The sequence below is a fragment of the Flavobacterium hauense genome (assembly GCF_054457175.1).
This window is the reverse complement of the sequence record NZ_JBTKVX010000005.1, coordinates 106,989-132,349: the sequence shown is the minus strand read 5'-3', so window position 1 is coordinate 132,349 and position 25,361 is coordinate 106,989. Positions and strand designations below refer to the sequence as shown.

Below are 25,361 nucleotides of genomic sequence, written 5' to 3'. Positions count from 1 at the left end.
AATTCCTTTTAGGAATATCGCATGAAAAAAAATGTTAATTTTAACCCAACATCTTTCTAATCACGTCTAAATCAATTTTATATGAAAAAAATTTTCATATACATCTCCGTCTTGTTATTTACTTCCTTGCTGTGCTATGCTCAGATTGGCAATAAAAAGTTTGATGAGCTTTATAAAAAGCTCCATCAGACAAAATCTGATACTGCACGAATAAATACAATGGACAAGATCGCCAATCTGCACATGGATCGCTGCCTGAAGATTGCAAATGTAAAATCGCTGGACAGCGCCCGAATTTATCTTGAGAAAGTAGAGAAGCTAAGCAAAAGAATACATTCTGACGAAATAACAGGCAAGAGCTACCTTTTAAGATCCCGGTATCAGTACTTTATTGGCGACACAAAAGGGGCTATGGAACAGGCAAAAAAAGCAATGGCTCTTTTTGAAAAAAATAATGATCTGAACAACCTGTGCGAAGCTTACCGGGCACAAATGAAACTTCAGGCAATTTCGAACACCGAAGGAAAACTGCTTGCGCTGGCGACAAAAGCACTAAAAATAGCACGCAGGGCGCATAATAAAATTACCGAAGCCGAAGCGCTTGAAAATATTGCCTATGATTATATTGTAGCTAATGATTATACTAAAGCCCTCTCCTATTTTAATGAGGCTTTAAAGGTCTCGCGACAGGCCAGGCGAAAAAACGTACAGGGGACCTACTCTTTAATGGCCGGCTTATACACCGAGTTAGGCAAGCAGGACAAGGCCCTGGAGTTTATGCTTAAAGCTATAGATGCCACCGATAAGATAGAAGACCCCAATACAGAGGATGCTTACATATACAATTTGGCAGGGGTTACCTACAGGGGTATGAAGGATACCCAAAAAGCGATTGCTTATTTTAAAAAAGCCATAGATATCTCAAAACAATATTTTGATAATGAGATGAGGATACTCTATGAATTAAACCTGGTGGGCGAATTACTGCATACCAAAAACCCTTCAAACGCAAAACCACATATTGAGATCATAAAAAACTCGTATGATGAACTGGGAGAACTAATGCGCAGGCAGGCTGTACCAATCCTAATAAAAAGCAGCATATTCTTTAAAAATGATGCCGACGTTAAAAAATATGCTGATATAGCGATTGCTGAATTCAAAAAAGGGAATCTTAACGATATGAATTACCTAAGATTGCAGCGCATATTGATACTCTATTATTTTTACACCAAAGATTATAACCTATGCCGGACTTATGTAAATGATTATAAAGGCCGATCCGAAAAACTAAAAAGCATTGAAAAGCTGATGTTCTCATACGATATGTTGTCTCAGTTGGATTCGGTACACGGAAATAATGCTTCTGCCCTGCAGAACTACAAAACATCAGTAAAATATAAAGACAGCCTTTTTAATGAAGCCAAAAATAGCCAGCTTACAGAACATCAGGTAAAATATGATACCGAGAAAAAAGAAAAAGACAATCAGCTTTTAAAAAAACAGGCAGAGCTTCAGCAAGCTAAACTGTCTAAAGCCACTCTTGAAAAAAACCTGAGCCTGGCAGGAATACTCCTTCTGATACTATCAATAGGGCTTATCTATCGACGCTACGTCATTAATAAAAAGATGAGGACACAGACAACTGTTAAGAATAATATGCTTGAAAACCTTCTCAACGAAAAAGAATGGCTGCTTAAAGAAATACATCACAGGGTTAAGAACAACCTGCAAATAGTAATGAGCTTACTAAACACCCAAGTGCATTTTCTTAAAGATGAAGCCGCCATTGAAGCCATAAAAAACAGCCAGGACAGGATACACTCCATGTCGCTCCTGCATAAAAAGCTGTACCAGTCTGAGAATACAGCATCTATAAATATCAGGAAATACATAGAGGAACTAACAGAATATTTTAAAGCTACATTTAACACCAAGAACATTATTTTCATTCTCGATGTAGACCCAATAGAGATTCCTCCCGCACAGGCAGTGCCGTTGGCTCTCATTATTAACGAAACCATCATTAATTCACTCAAACACGCTTTTCCTGACCAAAGACCTGGGACTATCGAAATAAAAATCAAAGAATTACCCGAAAACAGGGTATCGCTAATTGTAAAAGATAACGGCATAGGTACTGAAAGCGACCTTAACAACACCCAGTTTCAGTCGCTTGGCATAAAACTAATTAAAGGCTTTAGCGGAGAACTTAGCGCTTCGCCAGATTTTATAAACGACAACGGCCTCACATTGCATCTTGAATTTTTGAACAATAAAAACTTTTTTGAACCTGAAGCACAAAGCAATATCAGTGCATAAAACATTTTGTAGTGGAGTTACGTTATACCAAAAACCACCTACTATGAACAAACTATTTTCTGTACCAAAGCCCTGCCACGAAAACTGGGCTGCCATGACTCCTGATGAGCAGGGCCGCTTTTGCAGCGCATGCAGCAAATCTGTTACCGACTTTACCCGAATGAGTAACGAAGAAATCGTAATTTACCTTCGTAAAAACAGCAATAACGGGGTTTGCGGACGCTTCAGGAACGATCAGCTCGAAGAGCCGGTTGCCATCAATATTCCAAGAAAGGTTTTGTATTCGCAAACAAAATTCAGGAATATCTTTTTACTGGCGTTACTGGTAACCATGGGTTCTACACTGGTTAGCTGTATGGGTAAACCCATAACAACCACCGGGGAAGTTGCTGTTTCAACTGATACTATAGCAATACCGCCGCCCCCAACACCAGACAGGTCGACAACTGTGGGGATGGTAGCATATCCCGATGACTCAGTTCATCACGATTCTGTTCCGCCCCCGCCTCCTTTACCGGCTAAGGAAGCCCCAAAAGCAAAAGGGAATAAATCATAAGTAGTATATGAGATATTTCAAACTTTTTATCGCTATGTTTTTACTATTGGCTGCTGCCAAAGTAAATTCCCAAAGCATTGGCCATACCTACAATGCACTCATAAATAAAGCCGAACTGAATATAACCGACGGCCGATATGCCGAAGCCCTTAAAAACTATGAAACTGCTTTCGCAGACACCAAAATTGAGTTCGCAGCCGACCTTTATAATGCCTGTATATGTGCCCATAAACTTAAAAACACAACCAAGGTTTTAAGTTTTGCCGATAAGCTCGCAGTCAAAGGCGTGGGCGAAAAATTCTTTACTAAAAAAACATTCAGGAACTACCTTACTAATGATGAGTTTAAAAGAATTACCCTGAAAGCAGAACAGGTAATGAATGATAAAGCAGCAACAAATAAAGAATATGCTGATAAAATGACTGAGTTCTTAAATCTTGACATAAGCTATAACGAATTAAGGCGAGAGAAATATTATCATTTGCAAGAATTACCCGATACGCTTCAGCAACTTAACCGGGCAAATATGAAAAACCTTGTCAGCTTAATTAAAAAAGAGGGCTTTTATTCGGAAGAGAAATTGGGAGCCAATATTCTGAGAGATACTGTAATTGGTAATATGAGGAAATTTGACATTGCTGTTTTACATTACTTTGAAATGGGCAATGACAAAGCCCTTATAGATGAACTTAAAAGCATATTGCTTGACAACCTTAACAAAGGTAGCATCAGATATTATCATGTGAACGCCATGATGTCTATGACCGCAGGCATTTTTGGTGATATTGGAGAATGGGCCTTTGTGATAAACGACTGTAAAATTTACAGGAAAACAACAATTGAGGCTGAATGGCAGGATAAAATAGAGCATTACAGGGATTTGTACTGCATGAACAACTTAGCAGATTTTGAAAAGATAATATGCCATAAATATGCTACCAATTCAGACTTCGACTTTAAATATTACCTCATACAAAGCCCTGTATCGGATATGGAATATTTTGTGAGCGCCTTTAATGAAATCGCCAAAATCAATGACTGTCAGCACTAAGGCAGTTTATTTGGTTATTTGTTCATTCGAATAACCGAATCAACACATCAACACATCAACAAATAACGTAAATTTGCTATTCTATTTCACGCAATGGCAAACACTCTATTACAAGCTATCAACGACCCCGCTGATTTACGAAAACTCAGCCCTGAACAGCTGCCACAACTGGCACAGGAGCTGCGAAGCTTTATTATTGATATCGTATCGGCCAAAGAAGGCCATCTTGGCGCAAGCCTTGGCGTGACAGAGCTTACCATTGCCCTGCATTATATTTTCGATACTCCTGACGACCTTTTGGTTTGGGATGTTGGCCATCAGGCTTATGGACACAAACTGCTTACAGGCCGCAAAGATAAATTTGACACCAACCGTCAGCTAAACGGCATAAGCGGTTTCCCAAAACGCAGCGAAAGCGAATACGATACCTTTGGCACCGGCCACAGCAGCACCTCTATTTCGGCGGCACTGGGCATGGCAATTGCCTCTAAGCTAAAGGGCGAAACCGAAAAGAATCATATTGCGGTTATCGGGGATGCTTCGATAGCATCGGGGATGGCGTTTGAAGGCCTAAACCACGCCGGAGTAACCGATGCCAACCTGCTCGTGATACTCAACGATAATGCCATAGGGATCGATCCAAGCGTGGGCGCACTCAAAAACTACCTTACCCAGGTAAAAGAAGGCACCAATCCGCGTGACAACAACATGATCAAGTCGCTTAACTTTGATTACAGCGGCCCCATAGATGGGCATGACCTGCCTGTACTACTAAAAGAGCTTGAAAGGCTGAAACATAAAAAAGGCCCGCGTTTCCTGCATATTATTACTACCAAAGGCAAAGGGCTTAAGCAAGCCGAGGAAGACCAGGTAAAATATCATGCTCCCGGTAAGTTTGACCGCCTTACGGGTGAGGTTTTGGCTATTGCCGATGAGAACCTCCCGCCAAAATACCAGGATGTCTTTGGGCTTACGCTTGTAGAACTGGCAGAACAAAACGAAAATATACTCGGCATCACACCTGCAATGCCATCGGGCAGCTCTATGAAATTCATGATGGAGGTTTTTCCCGACCGTGCTTTTGATGTAGGTATCGCCGAACAGCATGCCGTTACCCTTGCCGCAGGCATGGCAACACAGGGCATGATCGTGTACTGCAATATATACTCCACGTTCCTGCAAAGGGCGTACGACCAGGTAATACACGACGTGGCATTGCAAAACCTGCCCGTTATTTTTTGCCTTGACCGTGCCGGGCTTGTAGGCGAAGACGGCGCAACCCACCACGGAGTTTTTGACATTGCTTACCTTAGATGCATACCTAACCTGATCGTTTACGCACCGCTTAACGAAAGCGCGTTACGCAACATACTTTATACTGCCCAGCTGGGACTTGAGCATCCTATTGCCATACGCTACCCTCGTGGCCGCGGTGAGAATACCGACTGGATCCAACCATTTGAAAAAATTGAAATAGGCAAAGCTCATCTGCTTAAAGGAGGAACTAAAGTTGCCATACTGTCTACAGGAACCATCGGCAACAACGTGATAAAAGCCCTTGAACAATCAGATAATGCATCGTTATTCTCTCATTATGACTTTGCTTTTATCAAACCTCTGGATACCAAATCACTTCATGATATCTTCAAACAGCACGAAGAAATTATAACTATTGAAGATGGATGCATTACCGGCGGCTTTGGCAGCAGCATCTGTGCCTTTGCCGCAAAGCAGGGTTATTCATTGAAAATAAGAACATTAGGGATTCCAGATACATTCATAGAGCAGGGAACTGTAAACGAGCTGCAACAATCTTGCGGAATTGACGTTAAAAGCCTTAAAGATATTTTTTCTGCTTATTGAAAAAATACCGACTTTTGCAGCAATTTTCCAAATAAAACAGTTCAGAATGAGAATAAAAGCCTGTGTAATAGTTTTATTATGCATCCTATTTAGCCCAAAGACCCAAGCGCAAGTACTTGTAACCACTACCCTTCCCGACTCGATAACTAACTGGGAGCGAAGCAACACTGTAGGCCTCGACCTAAACCAGGTGGCTTTCGTCAACTGGAATGTAGGGGGTAATAACTCTGTTGCCGGTGTTGCAAAAGGTGCTTTCATACGAAAATATGCAAAAAAATACCTGAACTGGAGCAACGAGCTTATCCTAAAGTACGGACTGAACAGGCAGGAAGGACAGGGCACCCGTAAAACCGATGACCAGATTGAGATGAACTCTACTTTTGGCTACAGGACAGACACGGTTTCCAACTGGTATTATAGTGCCAAATTCAATTTCAAGACGCAGTTTGCCAACGGTTATAACTATCCTAATACAAAAGAAGAGATTTCGGGCCCGTTTTCTCCTGCCTATATCTTCTTAGGGGTTGGTACCGAGTACATCCGTAAAGACCTTGGACTCAATCTTTATTTATCGCCACTTACCGCGAAAACAACCATTGTAACTAATAACAGGCTTGCCGATCAGGGTGCTTTTGGGGTTCCGGGCGCAGTATATGATGCCGACGGGAACATTATAAGCCATGGAAAGAACTCCCGTACAGAGGTAGGTATCTTAATTACCAACCAGTACAAACGTCAGATATTCAAAAATATCATGCTCGATAACCGTTTTGTATTTTATACCGATTACCTGAATAATTTCGGGAATATTGATGTAGACTGGCAGATGCAGCTTGACCTTACCGTAAACCAGTATGTTAAAGCCAACGTGGGCATGCACATGATCTATGACGACGACATTAAAAGCAAAGTAGAGAAAGATGGTGTTCAGGTTACCGAAGGCCCAAAAATACAGCTGAAACAAATGCTTGGTGTAGGGCTTACCTATACTTTCTAAAATAGTAGATAATAGATGTGAGACATTACCGCTTCACTCAAAATAAACAAGAAATCCCCACCTATTGCGTGGGGATTTTTTTTGCACGCTTAATCTTCAATGATCCCATTGTCCGTTTGACGTTTTAAATTGCCCGTTTCGGCAGAATATGGCTGTTTTCATAATTGTTTGTAATGCAAATTTGCCCTATCAAACAACATATAAAACATAATATCATGGAACTTAAAACACAAAAAAGAATTTATTGGACAGGAGCAGTACTAACATCATTATGGTTTGGCGCAAGCGGCTTTTTTGAACTTACTAAAAACCCTGTAGTATGGGATATTACCCAACAGCTGGGCTATCCTGCTCATTTTATCTATCTGCTTGGTGTGGCAAAACTATCAGGGATTTTTGTCTTACTGACACCCAACAAACTTCTTCGATTAAAAGAATGGGTATTTGCAGGTATCTTTTTCGACATCATCTTTGCCTTCGTATCTAAACTGGCCGTTCTGGGTTTTGCAGCTACCGCAGATGCAATTATCGCGATGGTAATGGTTACGGTAACCTATACCATGTTCAGGAAACTCTATCCGGCAACTTATCGTAACTTACCGTCTCAGGCATAAACAAATTAGCACTAAACAAGAAATCCCCACGTATTGCGTGGGGATTTCTTGTTTAGAATCAGTCAAACAATCCAATTATCAAACTATCGGATAGAGACTATTTTGCTACTTCAATCGAGACATACATATCGCCCCTGCGGTTCTTGCCGGCTATGTTCTTGTACGCTTTTTTAGAGAGGTCGATGTCAAAGCCGCCCGAGAAGGGTCCACGGTCGTTTATAACAACGATTACCGACTTTCCGTTATCCAGATTAGTAACCTTAACTTTCGTGCCAAACGGGAGCTTCCTATGCGCTGCAGTAAGCTTGCTGTTGCTAAAGCGTTCGCCGCTGGCAGTCTTCCTTCCGTTAAATTTATCGGCATAATAGCTGGCTTTGGCTTTCTTGTCGTAGGATGTAAAAGCCCCTTTAGACGACGAACAGCCCGTAAGGGCTGTAAGTGTTATAAGTAGTATGATGAGAATCGATCTGCGCATTATTCTGCAGGCTCAATAATTTCCATCTTAACCTTAAAGCTGCCGCATCCTTTTTTAGAAACGATTTCCATAAAGGCGGTCTTGGTAAGGTCAATCTCAAGTTTTTTACTGAAAGGGCCGCGATCGTTCACCTTAACGTCAACAAATTTTCCATTGTTTTCATTGGTTACCCTCACCATGGTCCCAAAAGGAAGCCTCATGTGGGCTGCGGTGTACTTCTTGTTGTGAAAGCGCTCGCCGCTTGTAGTTTTCCTGCCATTAAACTTATCGGCATAATAAGTCGCAAGTACGTTTTGCTTGTAGAGTGTCAGCTTAGGTTCTGCAGGTTTAGCCGTTTCCGTAGTATCGGCGGCAACCTTAGGTGCAGTAAATTTTTCAATCTTTTTTGTTGTGGGAGCTGTCGTTGTACCCCCAGTTGTAAAGCCCGTTATTATTAGCAACAATAATGACACACTAAAAACGATAATCTTATTCTTCATAATAATTATTATTTTTCGGTTTTTATGTTTAACAATAAGCATGCCAATAGACACAAAAAGCCTTTAAAAGGCTTTTAGAATTCGGTTAGCTTAACCATTGATCCCAAGGGATCCTGCTTAAAAGCAGCACTAAGCCTATGGCATAAAAAATTGCAATCTTTTTAAATTTGACAGTACTGTCTTCGGCTCTTTTGTGCGTAGACCAGCCTATCGTTATAAGTATGATAGCTATTAAATTGATGGCAGGATGTTCTACCAGTAGTTTTCTGAGTTCAGGGTTTTTCATTACCCCACCCATGCCTAATTGTTTTGCCGCATCCATTTTGGCAGAAACAAAAAGAAGCACTAATCCGAGAACAAACTGAACATGTGTAAATATAAGCGCAAGCATAGAAATCTGCCTGTCTTTTGGCAAAAATGCCCTTTTAGATGCCAACCCCATAAAAGCGTTCAACGTCGCCAATAAAAGGAAAACAAGTACTGCAAATGCCCAATAAGAATGAAGGTCTAATACGCCGCTCATATAGTTTTTGTTTTTTTCGGAAAGGCAAATATAACCAATTACCTATAAAAACCGACTTAAAAAGCCCTGTTAATTAAGTGTTAACGCTAGTTTAGAACCTGTCTAAGAAGCAATTAACATTGTTAAGCCCCCAAGGGTAAAGGAGTTACGACTCCGGCAGCCGCCAATGTTAAATTTTTAATTTTGTCCAGTAGATTCCTGATTTTTTGAAGTGATCATGCTTCTAAACCGAATTTTTTAAGCATTCTGAAGTGCGATTTTAAAGCTCCTACAAAGGTGCGGCTCTCAATATAAGGAATGTTAAATTCGGCAGCTGTCTGCTTAACTATTTTACTGATTGTCCCATAATGCACATGGCATACTTTAGGAAATAAATGGTGCTCGATCTGCCTGTTAAGCCCGCCCAGAAAAAAAGCGGCAATACGGTTGTCGGTGGCAAAATTTGCCGTTGCCCTCATTTGGTGTTCTGCCCAGGCTTCTTCAATATTTCCTGACTGATCGGGCATAGGGTATTCGGTTCCTTCGACAACATGCGCCAACTGAAAGACTAAGCCCATGGTAAGCCCCTGAGCTATATGCAGCGCCATAAACCCAATGATAAACTGCCACCAGGTGATATCAAGCACAAGCAGAGGCAATACAATGAACAGGAAATAATAGAGCCCTTTTGAAAAAAACAGATTAAAGTATTCTGCCTTAGGGTGTTTTACAGCTATATGCCCAACTTTTGCCTGAAAGAATTTTTTGTAATCCTTACGAAAAACCCACGATAATGAAGCCAGGCTATATAATGGGAAAGCATACCAATGCTGGTAACGCTGAAGTTTGTTTACCGGCTCTTCATTAGATATGCGTATCAGCCCCGGAGCGACATCAATATCCTCATCGTGCCCGGGTATATTGGTATAAGTATGATGAGCTGCATTATGGGTTATCGTCCATACATATGGGTTGGCACCCACAAGATTGAAGACACTGCTGAATATTTTATTAACTGTCCCGTTAGCCGAGAACGAGCCGTGAATAGCATCGTGGCAGATATTAAAGCCAACAAATGCGCTGAACATACCCAGTAGCAATGCCAACGGCAGCATAGTCCATGGCGAAAACAAGTTTGATATGATGAGCCCATACAGCACTACAAAACCGCCAAGAAAAACTGCTGTTTTAATCCACATTGTAAAATTGGCATTATACGACTGTCCTGAATCCTGGAAATGGTGGTCTACCCTTGCGCGTATAGTAGCCATAAAAAGGGATTTGGACGTATTCTTAAATTTTAATCGGGTATTCATGAGACGATAACTGCAATGCTTTGTAAACCATGCAGATATGCATAATTGATGGAGAGTGAATTCTATATTATCGGAATACCGTAATTTTTTCGGAAGGCCTCTTTAGCTGTAGTACTTATATAAACGCAATATTCGCACCAATAGTTTTCAGAAAGCAATAATTAACAGTAATCACTCAGCTTTTTAACTATAAATCTGAAACCTGACCGAAATAGTTAGTGGATTGGGTGGATTAATAACTGCGGAAAAAAACAGAATCTTTTATAACCAGTTGCTGTAATTCCTTCTGAATATTAGATTCATATACATGAGAACTAAGAGCAGATACTCTTTTTATAAAAACCCCTGAGGAATCGGTAATAAAAAGAGTATGTACAGGTTGACAGGTAGCATGCACCCTTCTTTCATCCATATAATGAAACTTATAAATTGAAATTTCCCTGCCCTTATATAGAAGCTTTTTAAATGACTTCGGATTTAATTTTTCGCTATTAAAAACAACTGAGTTTCCGTAAATTTTCAGAGTGTCATTTAATCTCTTCCCATCTTTATAGTAGATATAGGTAACAGTATCTCTATTAGTTACTCTCTTAACATTCATACTATCATACACAGTATCCCATAAATCGTTATTAGTAAAGGTAATTTTATAATTTGCAGCCTTTATTTTTTTGGGGTATTGTACCGGTTCCGGCATTTTTCCTGAGCAGCTGGACAAAGCCAGCAGCAATACAAAAATTACATATTTATTTCTCTTACCCATAAAATGCATTCGTTGAAAGTTAAGTAAATTATTACAACGCCATTCCCATCATAAAATTATTCTTGTGAATAATCCTTACCTCTCTTCACAGGAGGGGAAAGCTCATTCCAATTTACCTGTTCCGTCATTGCGAGCGGAATGTAATAGAGCGTGGCAATCTTTTTAGATTGCTTCGTCGTTCCTCCTCGTAATGACGAAACGTGAAAACAAAAACCCCGAAGATTGCTCTCCGGGGCTTCATCAATATGAAATTTATTTACTGAATCTACTGCATCAACAGTATTTAAACAGGCAGGCTTATACAGCACTACCCGTTTTTAAACACACACACTGCAAAAGTAAGTCTCTATAAGACAGTTATCCATACCCAATACTGGGGATTTTTAAAAAATGTCTTTACAGCAAAACAGTGGTTTCGGAAGCTGAAAGCAGAGGTGGTTACCAATTACAAATCAAAGGAACCACCCCACCCTACGGGCACCCCTTCGAAAGAGGGGAAACCTATCTATGCCAATAAAAAGAAAACCCCAAAGATTACTCTTCGGGGTTATTTTATCTATCAACAGACAACCGTCAACCAACAACTATTTGCCTAAAAACTTCTCTAATAAGAAAGTCGTAGAGCTGTCATGTGTTTTTACGTCGCCTGAGTTTATTTCGTCAAGAATAGAATTAGCAAGCTGTTTTCCAAGCTCCACACCCCATTGGTCATAACTGAATATGTTCCATATAACACCCTGAACAAATATTTTATGTTCGTACAATGCGATAAGCGAGCCCAGTGTTTCGGGAGTAAGCTTTTTAATAAGAAGCGTGTTCGTTGGCTTATTGCCTGCAAATACCTTAAACGGACGAAGGTAATCGGCTTTATCGGCAGCAACACCTGCCTTGTCAAACTCTGCCTGCACCTGCGCTTCGGTCTTGCCATTAAGCAAGGCCTCTGTTTGTGCAAAGAAGTTAGACATCAGCTTATCGTGGTGGTCTTTATTACCATGAAGCGGCTGTATGTAGCCAATAAAGTCCGTTGGGATAAGTTTAGTTCCCTGGTGTATCAGCTGGAAGAAAGCATGCTGAGAGTTTGTTCCCGGCTCTCCCCAAATGATGGTTCCTGTCTGGTAATTTACTGCTTTGCCATCACGCCCTACACTCTTACCGTTACTCTCCATAATACCCTGCTGCAGGTATGGAGCAAGTTTCTGTAAGTATTGCGTATATGGAATAAGTGCTTCACTTTCGGCACCAAAGAAATTGTTGTACCAAATACTAAGCAGTGCCAGAACTACCGGAATATTTTTATCATGATCAGCAGTACGGAAATGGTCATCCATTTCGTTAGCGCCTTTCAGTAATTTATCGAAGTTATCAAAACCTACTGCCAGTGCAATTGTAAGTCCTACCGCGCTCCAAAGCGAGAAACGCCCGCCAACCCAGTCCCACATTGGGAAAATGTTGTTTTCGGCAATACCGAATTCGGTTACCTTTTGGATATTGGTCGATACAGCAACGAAGTGTTTCGCCACATCTTCCTGCTTCGCCGACTGTAAGAACCATGCCCTTACCGTCTCGGCGTTAGAAAGCGTTTCCTGGGTCGTAAAAGTTTTGGAAGCAATTACGAACAAGGTCGTTTCAGGATTAAGCCCTTTAAGGCTTTCCATCACGTGGTCGCCATCTACGTTAGAGATGAACCTTACATTAAGCTGATTCTTGTAGAATTTAAGCGACTCTACAACCATCGCAGGGCCAAGGTCAGACCCACCGATACCAATGTTTACCACATCTGTAAAGGCTTTGCCTGTATAACCCTTCTGGCTTCCGCCAATGATGGCATCGCAAAACTGTTTGATCTTGTTCTTAACCGAATAGATCTCGGGCATTACATTAACGCCGTCAACCTTAATATCTACGGTTGAAGGGGCACGTAGCGCTGTATGCAACACTGCCCTGCCCTCGGTGCGGTTTATGGCGTCTCCGCCAAAGTAAGCATCTATTGCACCTTTAAGATTTGCCTGTTGGGCAAGATCCTGAAGCAGCTGCAATGTCTTTTCGTTAATGATGTTTTTGGAATAGTCAACTATAAAATCATTCCACTGAATGTTGAACTTCGCCGTCCTGTCTTTATCCGATGCAAACATTGCTGCCATAGATGCGTGCTGCATCTGCGCAAAATGCTGCATCAGCTCCTGCCAGGCGGCTGTACCGGACGGATTGATGTTTTCTAAGGCCATTGTAATGTGAATTTATTTAGAGAATTTGATGTCTGATAAGCTATCCAGCTCTTTTTTGAGCGGAGTTATGTAGGCCATGTAGCGCGGTTTGTCTTTAGCGCTCATCGGTTCAGAGCTTGGCAATTTCATACGAAGCGCATCTACCTGTACCCCGTTCTTCCAAAAACGGTAGCATACGTGAGGTCCCGTTGCAAGGCCGGTACTTCCTACCTTACCTATAACGTCGCCCTGAGTCACTCTTTGCCCGTTCCTTACCAATATTTTGCTCATGTGAAGGTATTGGGTAGAGTACTGCCCATTGTGCCTTACCTTAACAAAGTTACCGTTACCTGCAGTATAACCTGTGCGTTCCACTACTCCATTAGCTGTAGTCATAATAGGCGTTCCGTGCGGTGCGGCATAATCGGTTCCGTTGTGGGCTTTCCAGCGACCCTGTACAGGGTGAAAACGCCTTGGTGAAAACCTTGAACTTATGCGGCTGAATTTTAATGGTGCTTTCAGGAACATGCTCTTCAGCACTTTTCCTTCCTCGTCATAAAAATCAACTTTCCTGGAATCAGGGTCTTTTTTAAAAGGGAATGCATAAATACGTTTGCCTTTATATTCAAAATAAGATGATTCAATATTTTGCAGTCCGGCATATTGCGTGCCATCTATATATTTTTCGTTTACTGCAACGGCAAACTTATCGCCTTTCTGGATCTTGAAGAAGTCAATAGACCATGCATACACTTCAGAAAGTTCATGTGCCAGTGCGGGTGTAGCCCCTGCATTAGATAAAGTCTCCGAAAGCGAACCTTCGATCTCTGCCACAATAACCCTGCGCTTTATGGTCATTGGCCTTACCTTTTTATAAGCTTTGGCAATACTGTCACGAAGATCTACCACATAATAACTGGTAACATCCGGCTGGTACACAAATACCTGAAGCGCGTTAGGTGCTTTTTTGTCTTTCAGCATCGTGAAAGCTTTACCCACGCGAATGTCTCTCAGGTCAAAGGAATCTTTTATGGCTTCGGTAATCTTATGCACACCTGCGGCGTCATACCCCTCATCACTCAACAGCTTGCCAAAGGTATCCCCATTTTCAATGGTGTCGTTTACCACCTTAAAATCATTTAGCGTAAAGCCAAATTCTTTTATGATGGGTTCCTTTTTAACGGCCGCTTGTTTAGTTTTTGCGGTATCTTCATCCTTCTTACACCCGATTAATGTAAAAAGTAACAGTATGACAGTAAGGTACTTCAATTTGTGTAGTGTGTTTCTATTGGTTATACATTCTCACCCCAAGTCCTCAATTCTTCTTCAGACCATAGCTCAGGGAAAAATATCCTGCGCTGGTATTTAGGGTGCATGTATTTCTTCCAGTCACTGCCTCCGGTAGCCTCTTGCGGGCCATCCTGGCTTTCTATGTATTTTTTTGCTGCATTAAGGTGTCCCATAACCCAGGTAACGTTTACCGTATAGTCATAATGGCGCATCGCTTTTACCAGCATAGGGTCGGCCTGGCTTTCAGCAGGAAGCTGCTTAAATTTCTGCCAGATATTAATGGTGTTATATTCTTCCATCCAGCGAAGGAATTCGCCTTTATATTTCTTTTCAAATGCGTTAAGCAGGTACGATTTCTCGCCTGTTTTATGGTCTTTGCCCGCTGCCTGCCAGTACAGGTGCTCCAGCGCATGCTCATAAGGCGTGTTACGGTCTATTGTAGCACGAAAACGGTAATCTATAAGGTTTATCAGGTCTGTCGATGCAAACTCAATAAGCCTGTATTGTGCGCTCTGGAAACCACTTGCCGGAGTAAGCGTGTTACGGAACTTCATATACTGCTCTACTTCCATACCGTCGCCCATAATGTCGAATGATGTGGTAAGCATATCAAAGTAACGGCTAATGCGCATCAGCCTTTCGGTAAAGAATGGGGTTGCCGGAGCTTCGTTATGGCAAAGCTGATCTATTTCCCAAAGTATCATTTTAAATAGCAGCTCATTAACCTGGTGATACATGATAAACACCATCTCATCAGGCAGTGTAGTTCTTTGTATCTGCAGGTTAAGGAGCGCATCTGTTTGTATGTAGTCCCAATACGTTATAGGTTTTGACCAAAGAAGGCCTTCAAGATGGGTTTCTGTCTTTTGGTTTATAGCAGCAAATTTTTCATTCAGCTGCTCAATCTTTTCCTGCATTGGGGTTGTAATCTCCATTGTAATTATTTTGCTTTTATTTTAAGCGTATGCGCCAATCCTTTATATTCTTCAAGATCTGCTTTTAGCGAACCTACAGCAAGACTTGCTTTAATTCGCAGCGGAATCTTATTGTCATCGTCTGAAATCCAGACCGTTAAACTCTCTTCTTCCTTAAATACACGGCCTGACTGTACCAGCGGCCTGAATATCATTGTAGAAACGGTTCCAAATTTAGTTTTTATATCCTCCCTGCCAATGAATTTCAGCTTAAATTTTACGACTTCATCGTCAAAAAACATGTCTACCGTAACAGACTCGCCTACAATCATTTTATCTACCTTCGGATGGTTCCTCAGGTAATAAAAGGTCGACACAATATCCTGAACATTCTCAGTAACCGATATGGTTTTCTGTTTCTTGTTCTTATAATCCTTTACCAGTACCGTGTTGTTGTCCTGATTAAAAAAACCTTCCTGGTTCTTGGTATAGCCACCCTCGTCTATCTTTCGCACATACTGGTATGGCTTGCCTGTCGTTTTGTCAAAATAACTTTCATACAGGTCATCTACCTTAAAGAAAAACTTCGTCATTCCGGTCGTATAACCTTTCCCTACAACATGGTATACTTTTTTGTTGTCCCTTGTGGCATCTTTTACCTCCAGTGTGGCATAGCCAGCATTCACGACACCATAATGTATCCTGAATTTAAACAGCTCACCAACATTAAAGGAACTTTGCGAAATCGCATCAGAAGCACTAAAAAGCAAGAAAAATGCAATCAATTTCTTCATATAAATTTATTTATTTTGGTATTTAGAGCCAATAAATGCAATTTCTGTTCCAAAAATAAGAAAACAAAAAAACCCAGTCAAACAATGACCGGGTTTTTATGCTATTAACCAACCAAAAAACTATAAATTATGAAAAATTTACCTTGCTAGAAAGGAAGCCTATGAAATCCTCCTTTTTTGCGAGTGCAAAGGTAATTAGTTTTATTGAAAATTTGTTCGTTAAATTTTCACTTTAACACATATTTCACAAAATTCAAGCCTCTGAACGGTCTAAAATTATATTATCTGCAAAAATAGGTAGGTTTTATAGAGTACCTCTCAATTCCTGCTCACGTTCAATCGATTCAAAAAGTGCTTTAAAGTTACCTGCACCAAAACCTCTTGCACCCATTCTCTGAATAATTTCAAAGAAAAGTGTCGGGCGATCCTGTAGTGGCTTGGTAAATATCTGCAATAGGTAACCTTCCTCATCAGCATCAACCATGATCGCCAGTTTCTGTATTTCTTTGATGTCTTCTTTAAAAGCATCTTTATGAGCACCAAGACGTCCCGGTACTGCATCATAATAAGCCTGCGGCGGTGCAGAAAGGAATTCTACGCCACGAGCCTTAAGGTCAGACACGGTTTTGATGATATCATCCGTAGCGATAGCCACGTGCTGAATACCAGGTCCTCCGTTAAAATCAAGATACTCTTCGATCTGTGATCTTTTCTTTCCTTCAGCCGGCTCATTAATAGGGAATTTAATCCTGCCATTACCGTTGCTCATTACTTTACTCATCAATGCAGAGTACTCCGTGTTGATTTGTTTATCATCAAATGAAAGGAAGTTAACAAAGCCCATTACATCTTCATACCACTTAACCCATATATTCATTTCGTTCCACCCCACGTTACCTACCATGTGGTCTACATATTTAAGCCCTGTTGGTGCCGGATTGTAATCCGATTTCCACTCCCTGAAGCCCGGTAAGAATACACCGTTATAGTTTTTACGCTCTACAAACATGTGTATTGTTTCACCGTATGTGTAAATACCTGCACGCACTACTTCACCAAATTCATCAGTCTCAACTGTTGGCTCCATAAATGGCTTAGCACCACGCTTTGTCGTTTCCTCAAAAGATTTACGGGCATCTTCTACCCAAAGAGCAGCTACCCTTACGCCGTCACCATGTGTTGCCAGGTGATCGTTAAGAGGAGATTCTGCCGTAAGCGGAGAAGTTAACACAAGACGAATCTTATCCTGAACAAGAACGTAAGACGTTCTGTCTCTTAACCCCGTTTCAAGTCCGGCATACGCCAAAGACTGGAAACCGAAAGCTGTTTTATAAAAATGAGCCGCCTGTTTAGCGTTACCCACTATAAGCTCTACATAGTCAGTACCCAATAGCGGAAGAAAATCCTGTGCTCCTTCAAATATTTTTTCCAGTCCGTATTCTACGTTTTTTATTTCACTCATGATATTCTGTATTTTGATTCTGCGGTAAGGCAGAATGATATTAGTTTTTGTTTTTATTTTTTTTCACTCATGTTTTCAGCAGAGTGAAGCTGTTCCCTCTCCTTTGGAGAGTCCCGATAGCTATCGGGAGGGGGTGAGGTCTCTCGGTTTACTCAACCCACGATTTATAGTACTTGCCATCATCAAGACCCATAGCTATCTCGGTAACCATAAGCGGACGGAAGGTGTCTACCATTACCGCAAGTTCCTGAGTTTCTTTGTGGCCTATGCTTCGCTCCATAGCACCGGGTGCAGGCCCGTGAGGAATTCCTTTAGGGTGCAGCGTGATATGTCCCTGCTCTATGTTGTTACGGCTCATAAAGTCACCGTCTACATAATACAATACCTCATCACTGTCAATGTTGCTGTGGTTGTATGGTGCAGGAATAGCTTTCGGGTGGTAATCGTACAGCCTTGGACAGAAAGAGCATACTACGAATGTAGAAGTCTCAAACGTCTGGTGTATCGGCGGCGGAAGGTGAACCCTTCCGGTGATAGGCTCAAAGTTATGGATGCTGAATGCATAAGGGAAGTTATAGCCATCCCACCCAATTACGTCAAACGGATGCGTAGCATATACCATCTCATGGATCATGTTCTCTTTTTTGACCTTGATAAGGAAGTCACCTTTCTCATCATAGGTCTCTATCGTTTCAGGAAGTTTAAAATCCCTCTCGCAGAATGGCGAATGCTCCAGATGCTGTCCGCTTTCGTTCTTGTAACGTTTTGGCGTATAGAATGGTGCATGCGACTCTACATAGAAAAGACGATTATCTTCTGTTTCGAAATCGATCTGATAGATCATGCCACGAGGAATGATAAGGTAATCGCCATATTCAAACGGGATGTTACCCATAAAAGTGCGAAGCGTTCCTTTTCCTCTGTGGATGAAGATCATCTCATCGGCATCAGCATTTTTGTAAAAGTACTCACGAAGCGATTTGCGTGGTGCAGCAAGACCGATAACACAGTCACTGTTTACCAGCATTGGCTTACGGCTGTCAAGAAAATCATCTTCCGGCTTCAGTTCAAAACCTTTGAACAAAAGCGATTTGATATTCTTGTCTATTGCGATCTTTGGCGCTACAGAGTATGATTTTATGATCTCTTTTACCTGCGTAGGCCTGTGTACATGATACAGTAATGAAGAGTGCCCGTGGAAACCCTCTGTACCAAACAGCTGCTCATAATAAAAGCCGCCATTCGGTTTCTCGTACTGCGTATGTCTTTTTTGAGGAAAGTCCCCCAATTTATGATATATAGGCATAATAGTTAATGTTTTATTTATGAATGATTTTACTCCAATGCATAACGCCTCATTCAGGATTTCTCTTGATGAGGAACTTCAGATAACTTAGCAATCCCTGCCACTGTACATTCATAGCAACAAATATCGGAAAAATTTAATTTTACGGGTGAGTTTTTGCGAAAAAATGAATTATTGAGAAGAAGTGTTCAGTATTCAGTCGCAGTTTGCTGTTAATGAATCGTAAATCTTAACCGCAACGATAGATTTCCCCTCCTTTGGAGGGGTGGCTGAAAGCCGGGGTGGTTTTAAAATTATACTTTTTAACTTATTAACCACCCCGCCCTACGGGCACCCCTCCAAAGGAGGGGAAACCACTCAAACCCAACTCACGGTTTTACCAAAAAAAATCCCCGCACCGAAGTACAGGGATCTTAAGAAATGTATTTGTGTTTGTTTGGTCTCTATTGTTCAGTATTGGCAGCTGTACCGTTAAGTTTACTGTTACGCTTGCCATAAAAGAAATATACTAATATTCCCAAAGCCAGCCATCCTAAAGAAAGCCTTTGTGCATCCCAGCTAAGGTTAATCATAAGATAAGTATTGATAGCAATACCGCATACAGCAATTACAGGCAGCGCAGGCACTTTGAATGTACGTTCTAAATGAGGCTGTTTTACCCTAAGTATCCATACTGCGATACAAACCATTGTAAAGGCAAACAGGGTTCCGAAACTTGTCATATCGGCCAGTTTACTAATTGGCGTAAACGCAGCAACGATAGAGATAAAGCCCCCAAGGATCATAAGGTTCCTTTTTGGAGTACCTGAAATTGGATTAATTTTTGAGAATACTGGTGGGATAAGCCCGTCTTTAGACATTCCAAGGAAAATCCTTGACTGCCCCATGATCATTACCATCAATACAGAGATAAGACCTACTGTAGCAGCAATTGTAATAATATATCCAGCCCATGCCTGTCCTGCGATATCAAACGCATAAGCCACAGGAGCCTTGATAGCATCAGGATATTGTCCAAGCGGATTAAAATCTTTATAGTTCATCATACCTGTTAGCACCAGTGACACTAATATATATAGAACTGTACACACTAATAGGGACGCGATGATCGCAAAAGGAACATCTTTTTTAGGATTGATAGCCTCACCCGCCTGGGTAGAAACCGCATCGAAACCTACATAAGCAAAGAAGATTGCCGCTGCTCCCGAAACGATACCCGCAAAACCGTAAGCTTCATGTGTATGCTCTTTTTCAATGATCTGCACTGCATCCGGAATAAAAGGAGACCAGTTAGCTGTATTAATAAAGAATAAACCTGCAACAATTACGAAAATAACCGCAGATACTTTTAATACTACGATAAAGTTGTTTGCTTTAGCAGCACCCGATGTCCCTCTTACAAGGATTGAGATTACAAAAAGTACGATCAGCATTGCCGGCAGGTTCATAGAGAAGCCTTCTCCGGTGTAGCTTGCAGGATCTGTAGTAAGATATTCGGGCAATTGTATATGAAACATCTTGAGGAGCTTATTAAAATACCCCGACCAGGATACCGCCACCGTCATAGATCCCATGGCATACTCAAGAATTAATCCCCAACCTATGATCCAGGCAAAAATTTCGCCAATGGTTCCATAAGCATAAGCATAAGCAGAGCCTTCTACAGGAAGGATAGATGAGAACTCAGAATAACACAGCGCTGCAAATACGCAGGCAATACCGGCTATGATGAAGGAAACTGCCAATGCAGGCCCTGCGTGGTAATATGCTCCTGTTCCCGTAAGTACAAAGATTCCACCACCAATAATAGCTCCGATACCTATAGCTGTTAAGCTCCATTTACCTAAAACTCGTTTTAGCTCACTTTTTTTCATATCTGCCTCAAAAGCAGACACGGGTTTAACTCTCCAGATTGACATAGGCTTGTTTTATTTTTTACAAGGCCAAATATACTCTTTTTATAAAAATTATGAACTTTTTAACGAAAAATGTCTTTTTAATGTGGATTTGGGCATGTGTTGATATGTTTATTTGTGGGAAGTATCCGTAAAACCTAATGTTATTTTTCGCTACAAATCAACAAATAACCGAATCAACAAATAAAAAATATTTAAAACCAGAATCCCACGCTCACCCAGGTATAGTGATCGGTGGTTTCCGGGCTCCAGCTGTGTTTAATCTCAATTGGGCCAATAATGGTTTCCATACCAACACCCACAGCATAGCCACTGTATTTAGGGAGCGAGAACATATCTCCTTCATCGAGCAGGTTTTGGCCTACATTAGCAAAATTGGCTGTAGTGTTTAAGTGATACCTTTTATAGAATTCCCAGTCAAGGGTAACTGCTCCCTTAATATAGCTATTGCCCGAAATGCTCAGGAAATCGTAACCATAAAAATGACGGAAGTTATTGGTCATGGCATACCCGTATCCTCCAAGCAGAAAGTTAAAAGTAGGAACGCTTTCGTCTCCAAGGGCAAAACCCATCTCACTCTGCAATACTACAGTAAGCCCCCTGTAAAGCTTTTGTGCAGTAGAAAGCTCTCCTTTTATAATGCTATAACGGTTAAAACCTCCTGTATAATCCGAAGACACCAGATATGATTTTCCTTCCCCCGAAAAGTAGTACCCTTCAGTAGGGAAATATTTGTCATCGTAGGAGTCAAATTTAATGTAACCAAAGGCCGACAGATAATCACTGTTGTCAAAAACCGGCTCGATATCTGTAGTTTCCGATTTAACCTTAATATGCTTGTACTCAAGTCCGCCTCCTATCAGGAACCGGTGTGCAAATATGGTTTGCAGGTAGGCTTGGTTGGACCAGTCGGTAAAATCTATATTTATAGCCTCTGCACCGGGTAATATAAAACCTCCTTCACCCACCTGACTGATGTTTCGGTTAAAGGTGCTCAGGTAAGAATGAAGTCCATAACTCAAATGGAAACCATTATCTATATAATAATCAAAATTATACCTGAAGTTATCTCCCAGTATTGCATCTACCGATACAACATCGTTTCGCACTAAAAGGCTTTTATGCGTGTAATTAATCAATACTGCACTTTTATACAGCCCATCATAATGCAGTCCAAATTTTATATAGCTGCTCACGGGGTTTTCTGTAACCGAAAGTCTGAACGATTCGCCATCTTCGCCTTCCTGGAAATTATAAGAAATAGAAGTAAAGTTCTGGGTAGCATTAAGGCTGGTAATGCCTTTATTCAGGTCTTTATAGCTTATGCGGCTTTCAGGCTTAAAATTAAGCTTACCCAACACATAAGAACGGGTATACTTATGCAGTCCGCTGATTTTGATCTGGTCTATGCATACCGAGTCTTTTGCTTCGGGTGCTTTTCGTTCTATCGGGTGTCCCACACCAAGCACCTTTAGCGTATCTATTATTTTTCGTGCGGCCTCTTCTCCTTTTGCAATGATCCCGCGTCCCTCATCAAAAGAGATTACCGTAAAGCCTGAAATGTCGGGTTTTATATAAATATCGGTTTCCTTACTTTTGGTTTCCATCTTCTGGATCATCTGGTAGTTGTTTATCTGCAGCAACACACCAGTAGCCCCATTTATTTTGTCACGGGTCTTTAATGGGTCCTGCACATCTACCCCAATAATTATATCGGCACCCATGGCCTTAACCTCTTCTATAGGATAATTATTGGTCACACCTCCGTCTATAAGCAGCCTGTCGCCTATCTCAACCGGGGTGTATAGCGACGGAAAAGCCGCGCTGGCCAGCATGGCATCGGGCAGTACACCATTGCGCAGCACTACTTCCTTACCGGTTTCTATATCGGTAGCAATACATACAAAAGGAATCGGGAGATTATTGAAATCGCGTATATGCCTCACATTATCGGTTAGGCGGTTTATGGTATTATAGTTATAAAGCCCTTTAGAAAACGCTTTAGGAAAACCTATCTTAAATTTATTAAAAGGCAGCGTGAGCGCATAGATCTCATCGTTGCGCTTTTCAAAAAAGTTCTTGGAACCCCTTGGCGTAAAATCGCCTAGCATGGCATCGGCATCAAGGGTAGTAAAAATAGAATCAAGCTGTTTTGCCGAATAGCCCGCTGCATAAAGTCCTCCAACTATCGCACCCATACTGGTACCCCCAATATAAGATACCTCAATACCGGCTTCTTCAAGCACCTTAAGCACCCCAATATGCGCAAGGCCTTTTGCCCCGCCGCCACTAAGCACTACACCTACTTTAGGCTTATGCTTTTTCTCCTGTGCCAAAGCAGTACCGAAGACCGATAGCGATAATAACAGGAGAGCCAGTTTTTTCATGGGTTATTTATTCTTTTCTTTATAAAATTCAGTGATCTTTTTGGCCTTTGCCGGACCCACTACTTTAGCGATCTCTTCTTCGGGAGCGGCGGTCATCCGCTTAACCGATTTAAAATGCTTTATCAGTGTTACCATTGTCTTCTCGCCAATGCCCGGTATGGTTTCCACCGATGTTTGCAGCGCGCTCTTACTGCGCTTATCACGGTGAAACGTAATACCAAAACGGTGAGCCTCATTTCGCAATTGCTGGATGATCTTCAGCGTTTCCGATTTTTTATCCAGATACAGCGGCACCGAGTCGCCCGGATAGAAAATTTCTTCCAGCCTTTTTGCAATGCCCAATATAGTAATTTTACCCCGTAACCCCAAGGCATCCAGACTTTTTAATGCTGATGACAGCTGCCCCTTACCCCCATCAATAATGATGAGCTGCGGCAACGGTTCGTTTTCGTCAAGAAGCCTGCGATAACGTCGGAAAACAACTTCCTCCATCGAAGCAAAATCATCGGGCCCTACTACTGTTCTTATATTGAAATGGCGGTAGTCTTTTTTGCTTGCCTTACCATCCTTAAACACCACACAGGCCGAGACCGGATTGGTTCCCTGAATGTTCGAGTTATCAAAACACTCAATATGGCGCGGCTCTACAGGTAGTCGAAGGTCTTTCTGCATCTGTGCCATGATGCGGTTGGTATGGCGGTCAGGGTCAACAATTTTTATTTGCTTCAGCTGGTCCATCCTAAAGAAACGCGCGTTGCGTTCGCTCAAATCCAGTATTTGCTTTTTGTCACCCAGCTTAGGCACGGTAACCGTAATGTTCTCACCCATGCTGATGGGGAACGGCACCAGTATTTCTTTCGACATCAGGCGGAAACGCTCGCGCAACTCTACCACGGCAAGTTCCAGTATCTCTTCATCGGGTTCATCAAGCTTTTTCTTGATCTCCATAGTATGGCTGCGGATGATGGCACCATGCGACACCTGAATAAAGTTCACATAGGCCATACTCTCGTCAGAAATTATGGTAAACACGTCGAGGTTGGATATCTTCGGATTGAAAACCGTACTGCGTGCCTGGTAATTTTCCAGCACCTCTATCTTTTCTTTTATCTTTTGGGCTTCTTCAAAGCGCATGTCCATTGCCAGCTCCTGCATCAGCTTGCGGAAATCCTTTAGCGACTCCTTGAAGTTGCCTTTTAGTATCTGCCGGATGGCATCTACATGTTCCTGGTAAACATCCAGCGGTTCATGGCCTTCGCATGGCCCTTTACAGTTGCCAAGGTGGTATTCAAGACACACTTTGTATTTCCCGGAACGGATATTGGCTTCGCTAAGGTCGTAATTGCAGGTGCGCAGCGGGTACAGCTCCTTGATAAGATCAAGCAGTGTATGCACCGTCTTAAAGCTGGTGTATGGTCCGAAATATTCTGAGCCATCCTTTATTACCTTCCGGGTAGAAAAAACACGGGCAAAAGGTTCGCGTTTAATGCATATCCATGGATAGGTCTTATCGTCTTTAAGCAGAATGTTGTAGCGTGGCTGCAGCTTCTTGATAAGGTTATTCTCCAACAGCAGCGCCTCGCTTTCGGTAGGCACAACGATGTGCTTAACCGACACAATCTTTTTCACCATCACGTTGGTACGTCCGGTGTCGTGTACTTTATTAAAGTAAGACATTACCCTCTTTTTGAGGTTTTTGGCCTTGCCCACATAAAGCAGCTTGTCGTCTTTGTCAAAATACTGGTATACCCCCGGATTGTCGGGAAGGGTTTGTATCTGAAGTTCAAGAGGCGTGCGCATACTGCAAAGTTAACAACAAATGAGTGATTTTTAACGTAGGAATTGAATGAGGAAAATGTTAATTATTGAAAGCTGAAGGCCGGATGTCCTAGGTCGGATGTAAGCCTGACCCCTCTGCACACGAGCGATAGCGAACTGGCGAAGGAAAGGAGAGAGGAAATAGTTTCACTCGGGCAGGAGTGAGCGCATTTGAGTGAAGCTAAGGCCTTAAACTTTGTGGCGTAAAGCAAATTAGCCGAAGCAGCGTTAAAAAAGATTTCGTGTTTGAGCGAAGCGAGTTTAAATCTTTTAGCTGATGAGGGTAATTTGTAGCCTAAGAAGTTCAGCCTTGAATTTTTGGTTCTTTTGTT

Annotated in this window: 20 protein-coding genes; 6 read left to right on the top strand and 14 right to left on the bottom strand. The window is 41.7% G+C overall.

All coding sequences use genetic code 11. The features are described from left to right. The first annotated feature begins 81 nt into the window (after nt 1–81). From ACX0HA_RS04890 to ACX0HA_RS04865, 6 genes are all read left to right on the top strand, one after another. Complete coding sequence (locus tag ACX0HA_RS04890; RefSeq protein WP_458844149.1) at nt 82–2,322, top strand: tetratricopeptide repeat-containing sensor histidine kinase; 2,241 nt, start codon at nt 82–84, stop codon at nt 2,320–2,322. 43 nt (nt 2,323–2,365) lie between these two features. Further along, complete coding sequence (locus ACX0HA_RS04885) at nt 2,366–2,878, top strand: hypothetical protein (protein ID WP_458844148.1); 513 nt, start codon at nt 2,366–2,368, stop codon at nt 2,876–2,878. A 34-nt stretch (nt 2,879–2,912) separates the two neighbouring features. Continuing rightward, the gene (locus tag ACX0HA_RS04880; RefSeq protein ID WP_458844147.1) at nt 2,913–3,929 is read left to right on the top strand and encodes a hypothetical protein; all 1,017 of its coding nucleotides are present in this window, start codon (nt 2,913–2,915) and stop codon (nt 3,927–3,929) included. Nucleotides 3,930–4,022: 93 nt separating this feature from the next. Further along, complete coding sequence (locus ACX0HA_RS04875; protein WP_458844146.1) at nt 4,023–5,792, top strand: 1-deoxy-D-xylulose-5-phosphate synthase; 1,770 nt, start codon at nt 4,023–4,025, stop codon at nt 5,790–5,792. A 46-nt stretch (nt 5,793–5,838) separates the two neighbouring features. Next, nucleotides 5,839–6,789 (top strand): DUF3078 domain-containing protein, encoded by a 951-nt coding sequence (locus ACX0HA_RS04870; RefSeq protein WP_458844145.1) that lies wholly within the window; start codon nt 5,839–5,841, stop codon nt 6,787–6,789. Nucleotides 6,790–7,004: 215 nt separating this feature from the next. Next, entirely contained in the window at nt 7,005–7,403 is a 399-nt protein-coding gene (locus ACX0HA_RS04865; RefSeq protein ID WP_458844144.1) for a DoxX family protein, read from the top strand. Between the two features lie 97 nt (nt 7,404–7,500). Here ACX0HA_RS04865 and ACX0HA_RS04860 read toward each other — a convergent pair whose 3' ends face one another. The 14 genes from ACX0HA_RS04860 to uvrC form a co-directional block, all read right to left on the bottom strand. Then, nucleotides 7,501–7,878, bottom strand: a complete 378-nt coding sequence (locus ACX0HA_RS04860; protein ID WP_458844143.1) for a septal ring lytic transglycosylase RlpA family protein — start codon at nt 7,876–7,878, stop codon at nt 7,501–7,503. Continuing rightward, on the bottom strand, nt 7,878–8,357 hold the full coding sequence (locus tag ACX0HA_RS04855) for a septal ring lytic transglycosylase RlpA family protein (protein ID WP_458844142.1): 480 nt from the start codon (nt 8,355–8,357) through the stop codon (nt 7,878–7,880). The genes ACX0HA_RS04860 and ACX0HA_RS04855 overlap by 1 nt, the downstream gene beginning before the upstream one ends. An 85-nt stretch (nt 8,358–8,442) precedes the next feature. After that, nucleotides 8,443–8,880, bottom strand: coding sequence for a hypothetical protein (locus ACX0HA_RS04850; protein ID WP_458844141.1), 438 nt, complete (start codon nt 8,878–8,880; stop codon nt 8,443–8,445). A gap of 215 nt (nt 8,881–9,095) precedes the next feature. Next, the gene (locus ACX0HA_RS04845; protein WP_458844140.1) at nt 9,096–10,130 is read right to left on the bottom strand and encodes a fatty acid desaturase family protein; all 1,035 of its coding nucleotides are present in this window, start codon (nt 10,128–10,130) and stop codon (nt 9,096–9,098) included. 277 nt (nt 10,131–10,407) lie between these two features. Next, nucleotides 10,408–10,947, bottom strand: a complete 540-nt coding sequence (locus tag ACX0HA_RS04840; RefSeq protein WP_458844139.1) for a hypothetical protein — start codon at nt 10,945–10,947, stop codon at nt 10,408–10,410. A gap of 575 nt (nt 10,948–11,522) precedes the next feature. Beyond that, nucleotides 11,523–13,163, bottom strand: a complete 1,641-nt coding sequence (gene pgi / locus ACX0HA_RS04835; RefSeq protein WP_458844138.1) for a glucose-6-phosphate isomerase — start codon at nt 13,161–13,163, stop codon at nt 11,523–11,525. 12 nt (nt 13,164–13,175) lie between these two features. Then, a complete protein-coding gene (locus tag ACX0HA_RS04830) occupies nt 13,176–14,411 on the bottom strand; it encodes a peptidoglycan DD-metalloendopeptidase family protein (RefSeq protein WP_458844137.1) in 1,236 nt (411 codons plus the stop codon). Nucleotides 14,412–14,434: 23 nt separating this feature from the next. Further along, the gene (locus ACX0HA_RS04825; protein WP_458844136.1) at nt 14,435–15,367 is read right to left on the bottom strand and encodes a tryptophan 2,3-dioxygenase family protein; all 933 of its coding nucleotides are present in this window, start codon (nt 15,365–15,367) and stop codon (nt 14,435–14,437) included. 5 nt (nt 15,368–15,372) lie between these two features. Continuing rightward, on the bottom strand, nt 15,373–16,140 hold the full coding sequence (locus ACX0HA_RS04820) for a DUF3108 domain-containing protein (RefSeq protein WP_458844135.1): 768 nt from the start codon (nt 16,138–16,140) through the stop codon (nt 15,373–15,375). 304 nt (nt 16,141–16,444) lie between these two features. Beyond that, on the bottom strand, nt 16,445–17,602 hold the full coding sequence (gene hppD, locus ACX0HA_RS04815; protein WP_458844134.1) for a 4-hydroxyphenylpyruvate dioxygenase: 1,158 nt from the start codon (nt 17,600–17,602) through the stop codon (nt 16,445–16,447). Between the two features lie 148 nt (nt 17,603–17,750). Beyond that, nucleotides 17,751–18,908 carry a homogentisate 1,2-dioxygenase gene (locus ACX0HA_RS04810; protein WP_458844133.1) on the bottom strand — a complete coding sequence of 386 codons (1,158 nt, stop codon included), beginning with the start codon at nt 18,906–18,908 and terminating at the stop codon, nt 17,751–17,753. A gap of 443 nt (nt 18,909–19,351) precedes the next feature. Further along, nucleotides 19,352–20,827, bottom strand: a complete 1,476-nt coding sequence (locus ACX0HA_RS04805) for an APC family permease (RefSeq protein WP_458844132.1) — start codon at nt 20,825–20,827, stop codon at nt 19,352–19,354. Nucleotides 20,828–21,018: 191 nt separating this feature from the next. After that, the gene (locus tag ACX0HA_RS04800) at nt 21,019–23,211 is read right to left on the bottom strand and encodes a patatin-like phospholipase family protein (protein WP_458844131.1); all 2,193 of its coding nucleotides are present in this window, start codon (nt 23,209–23,211) and stop codon (nt 21,019–21,021) included. A 3-nt stretch (nt 23,212–23,214) separates the two neighbouring features. Further along, nucleotides 23,215–25,011 (bottom strand): excinuclease ABC subunit UvrC, encoded by a 1,797-nt coding sequence (gene uvrC / locus ACX0HA_RS04795; RefSeq protein ID WP_458844130.1) that lies wholly within the window; start codon nt 25,009–25,011, stop codon nt 23,215–23,217. Nucleotides 25,012–25,361: the final 350 nt, after the last annotated feature.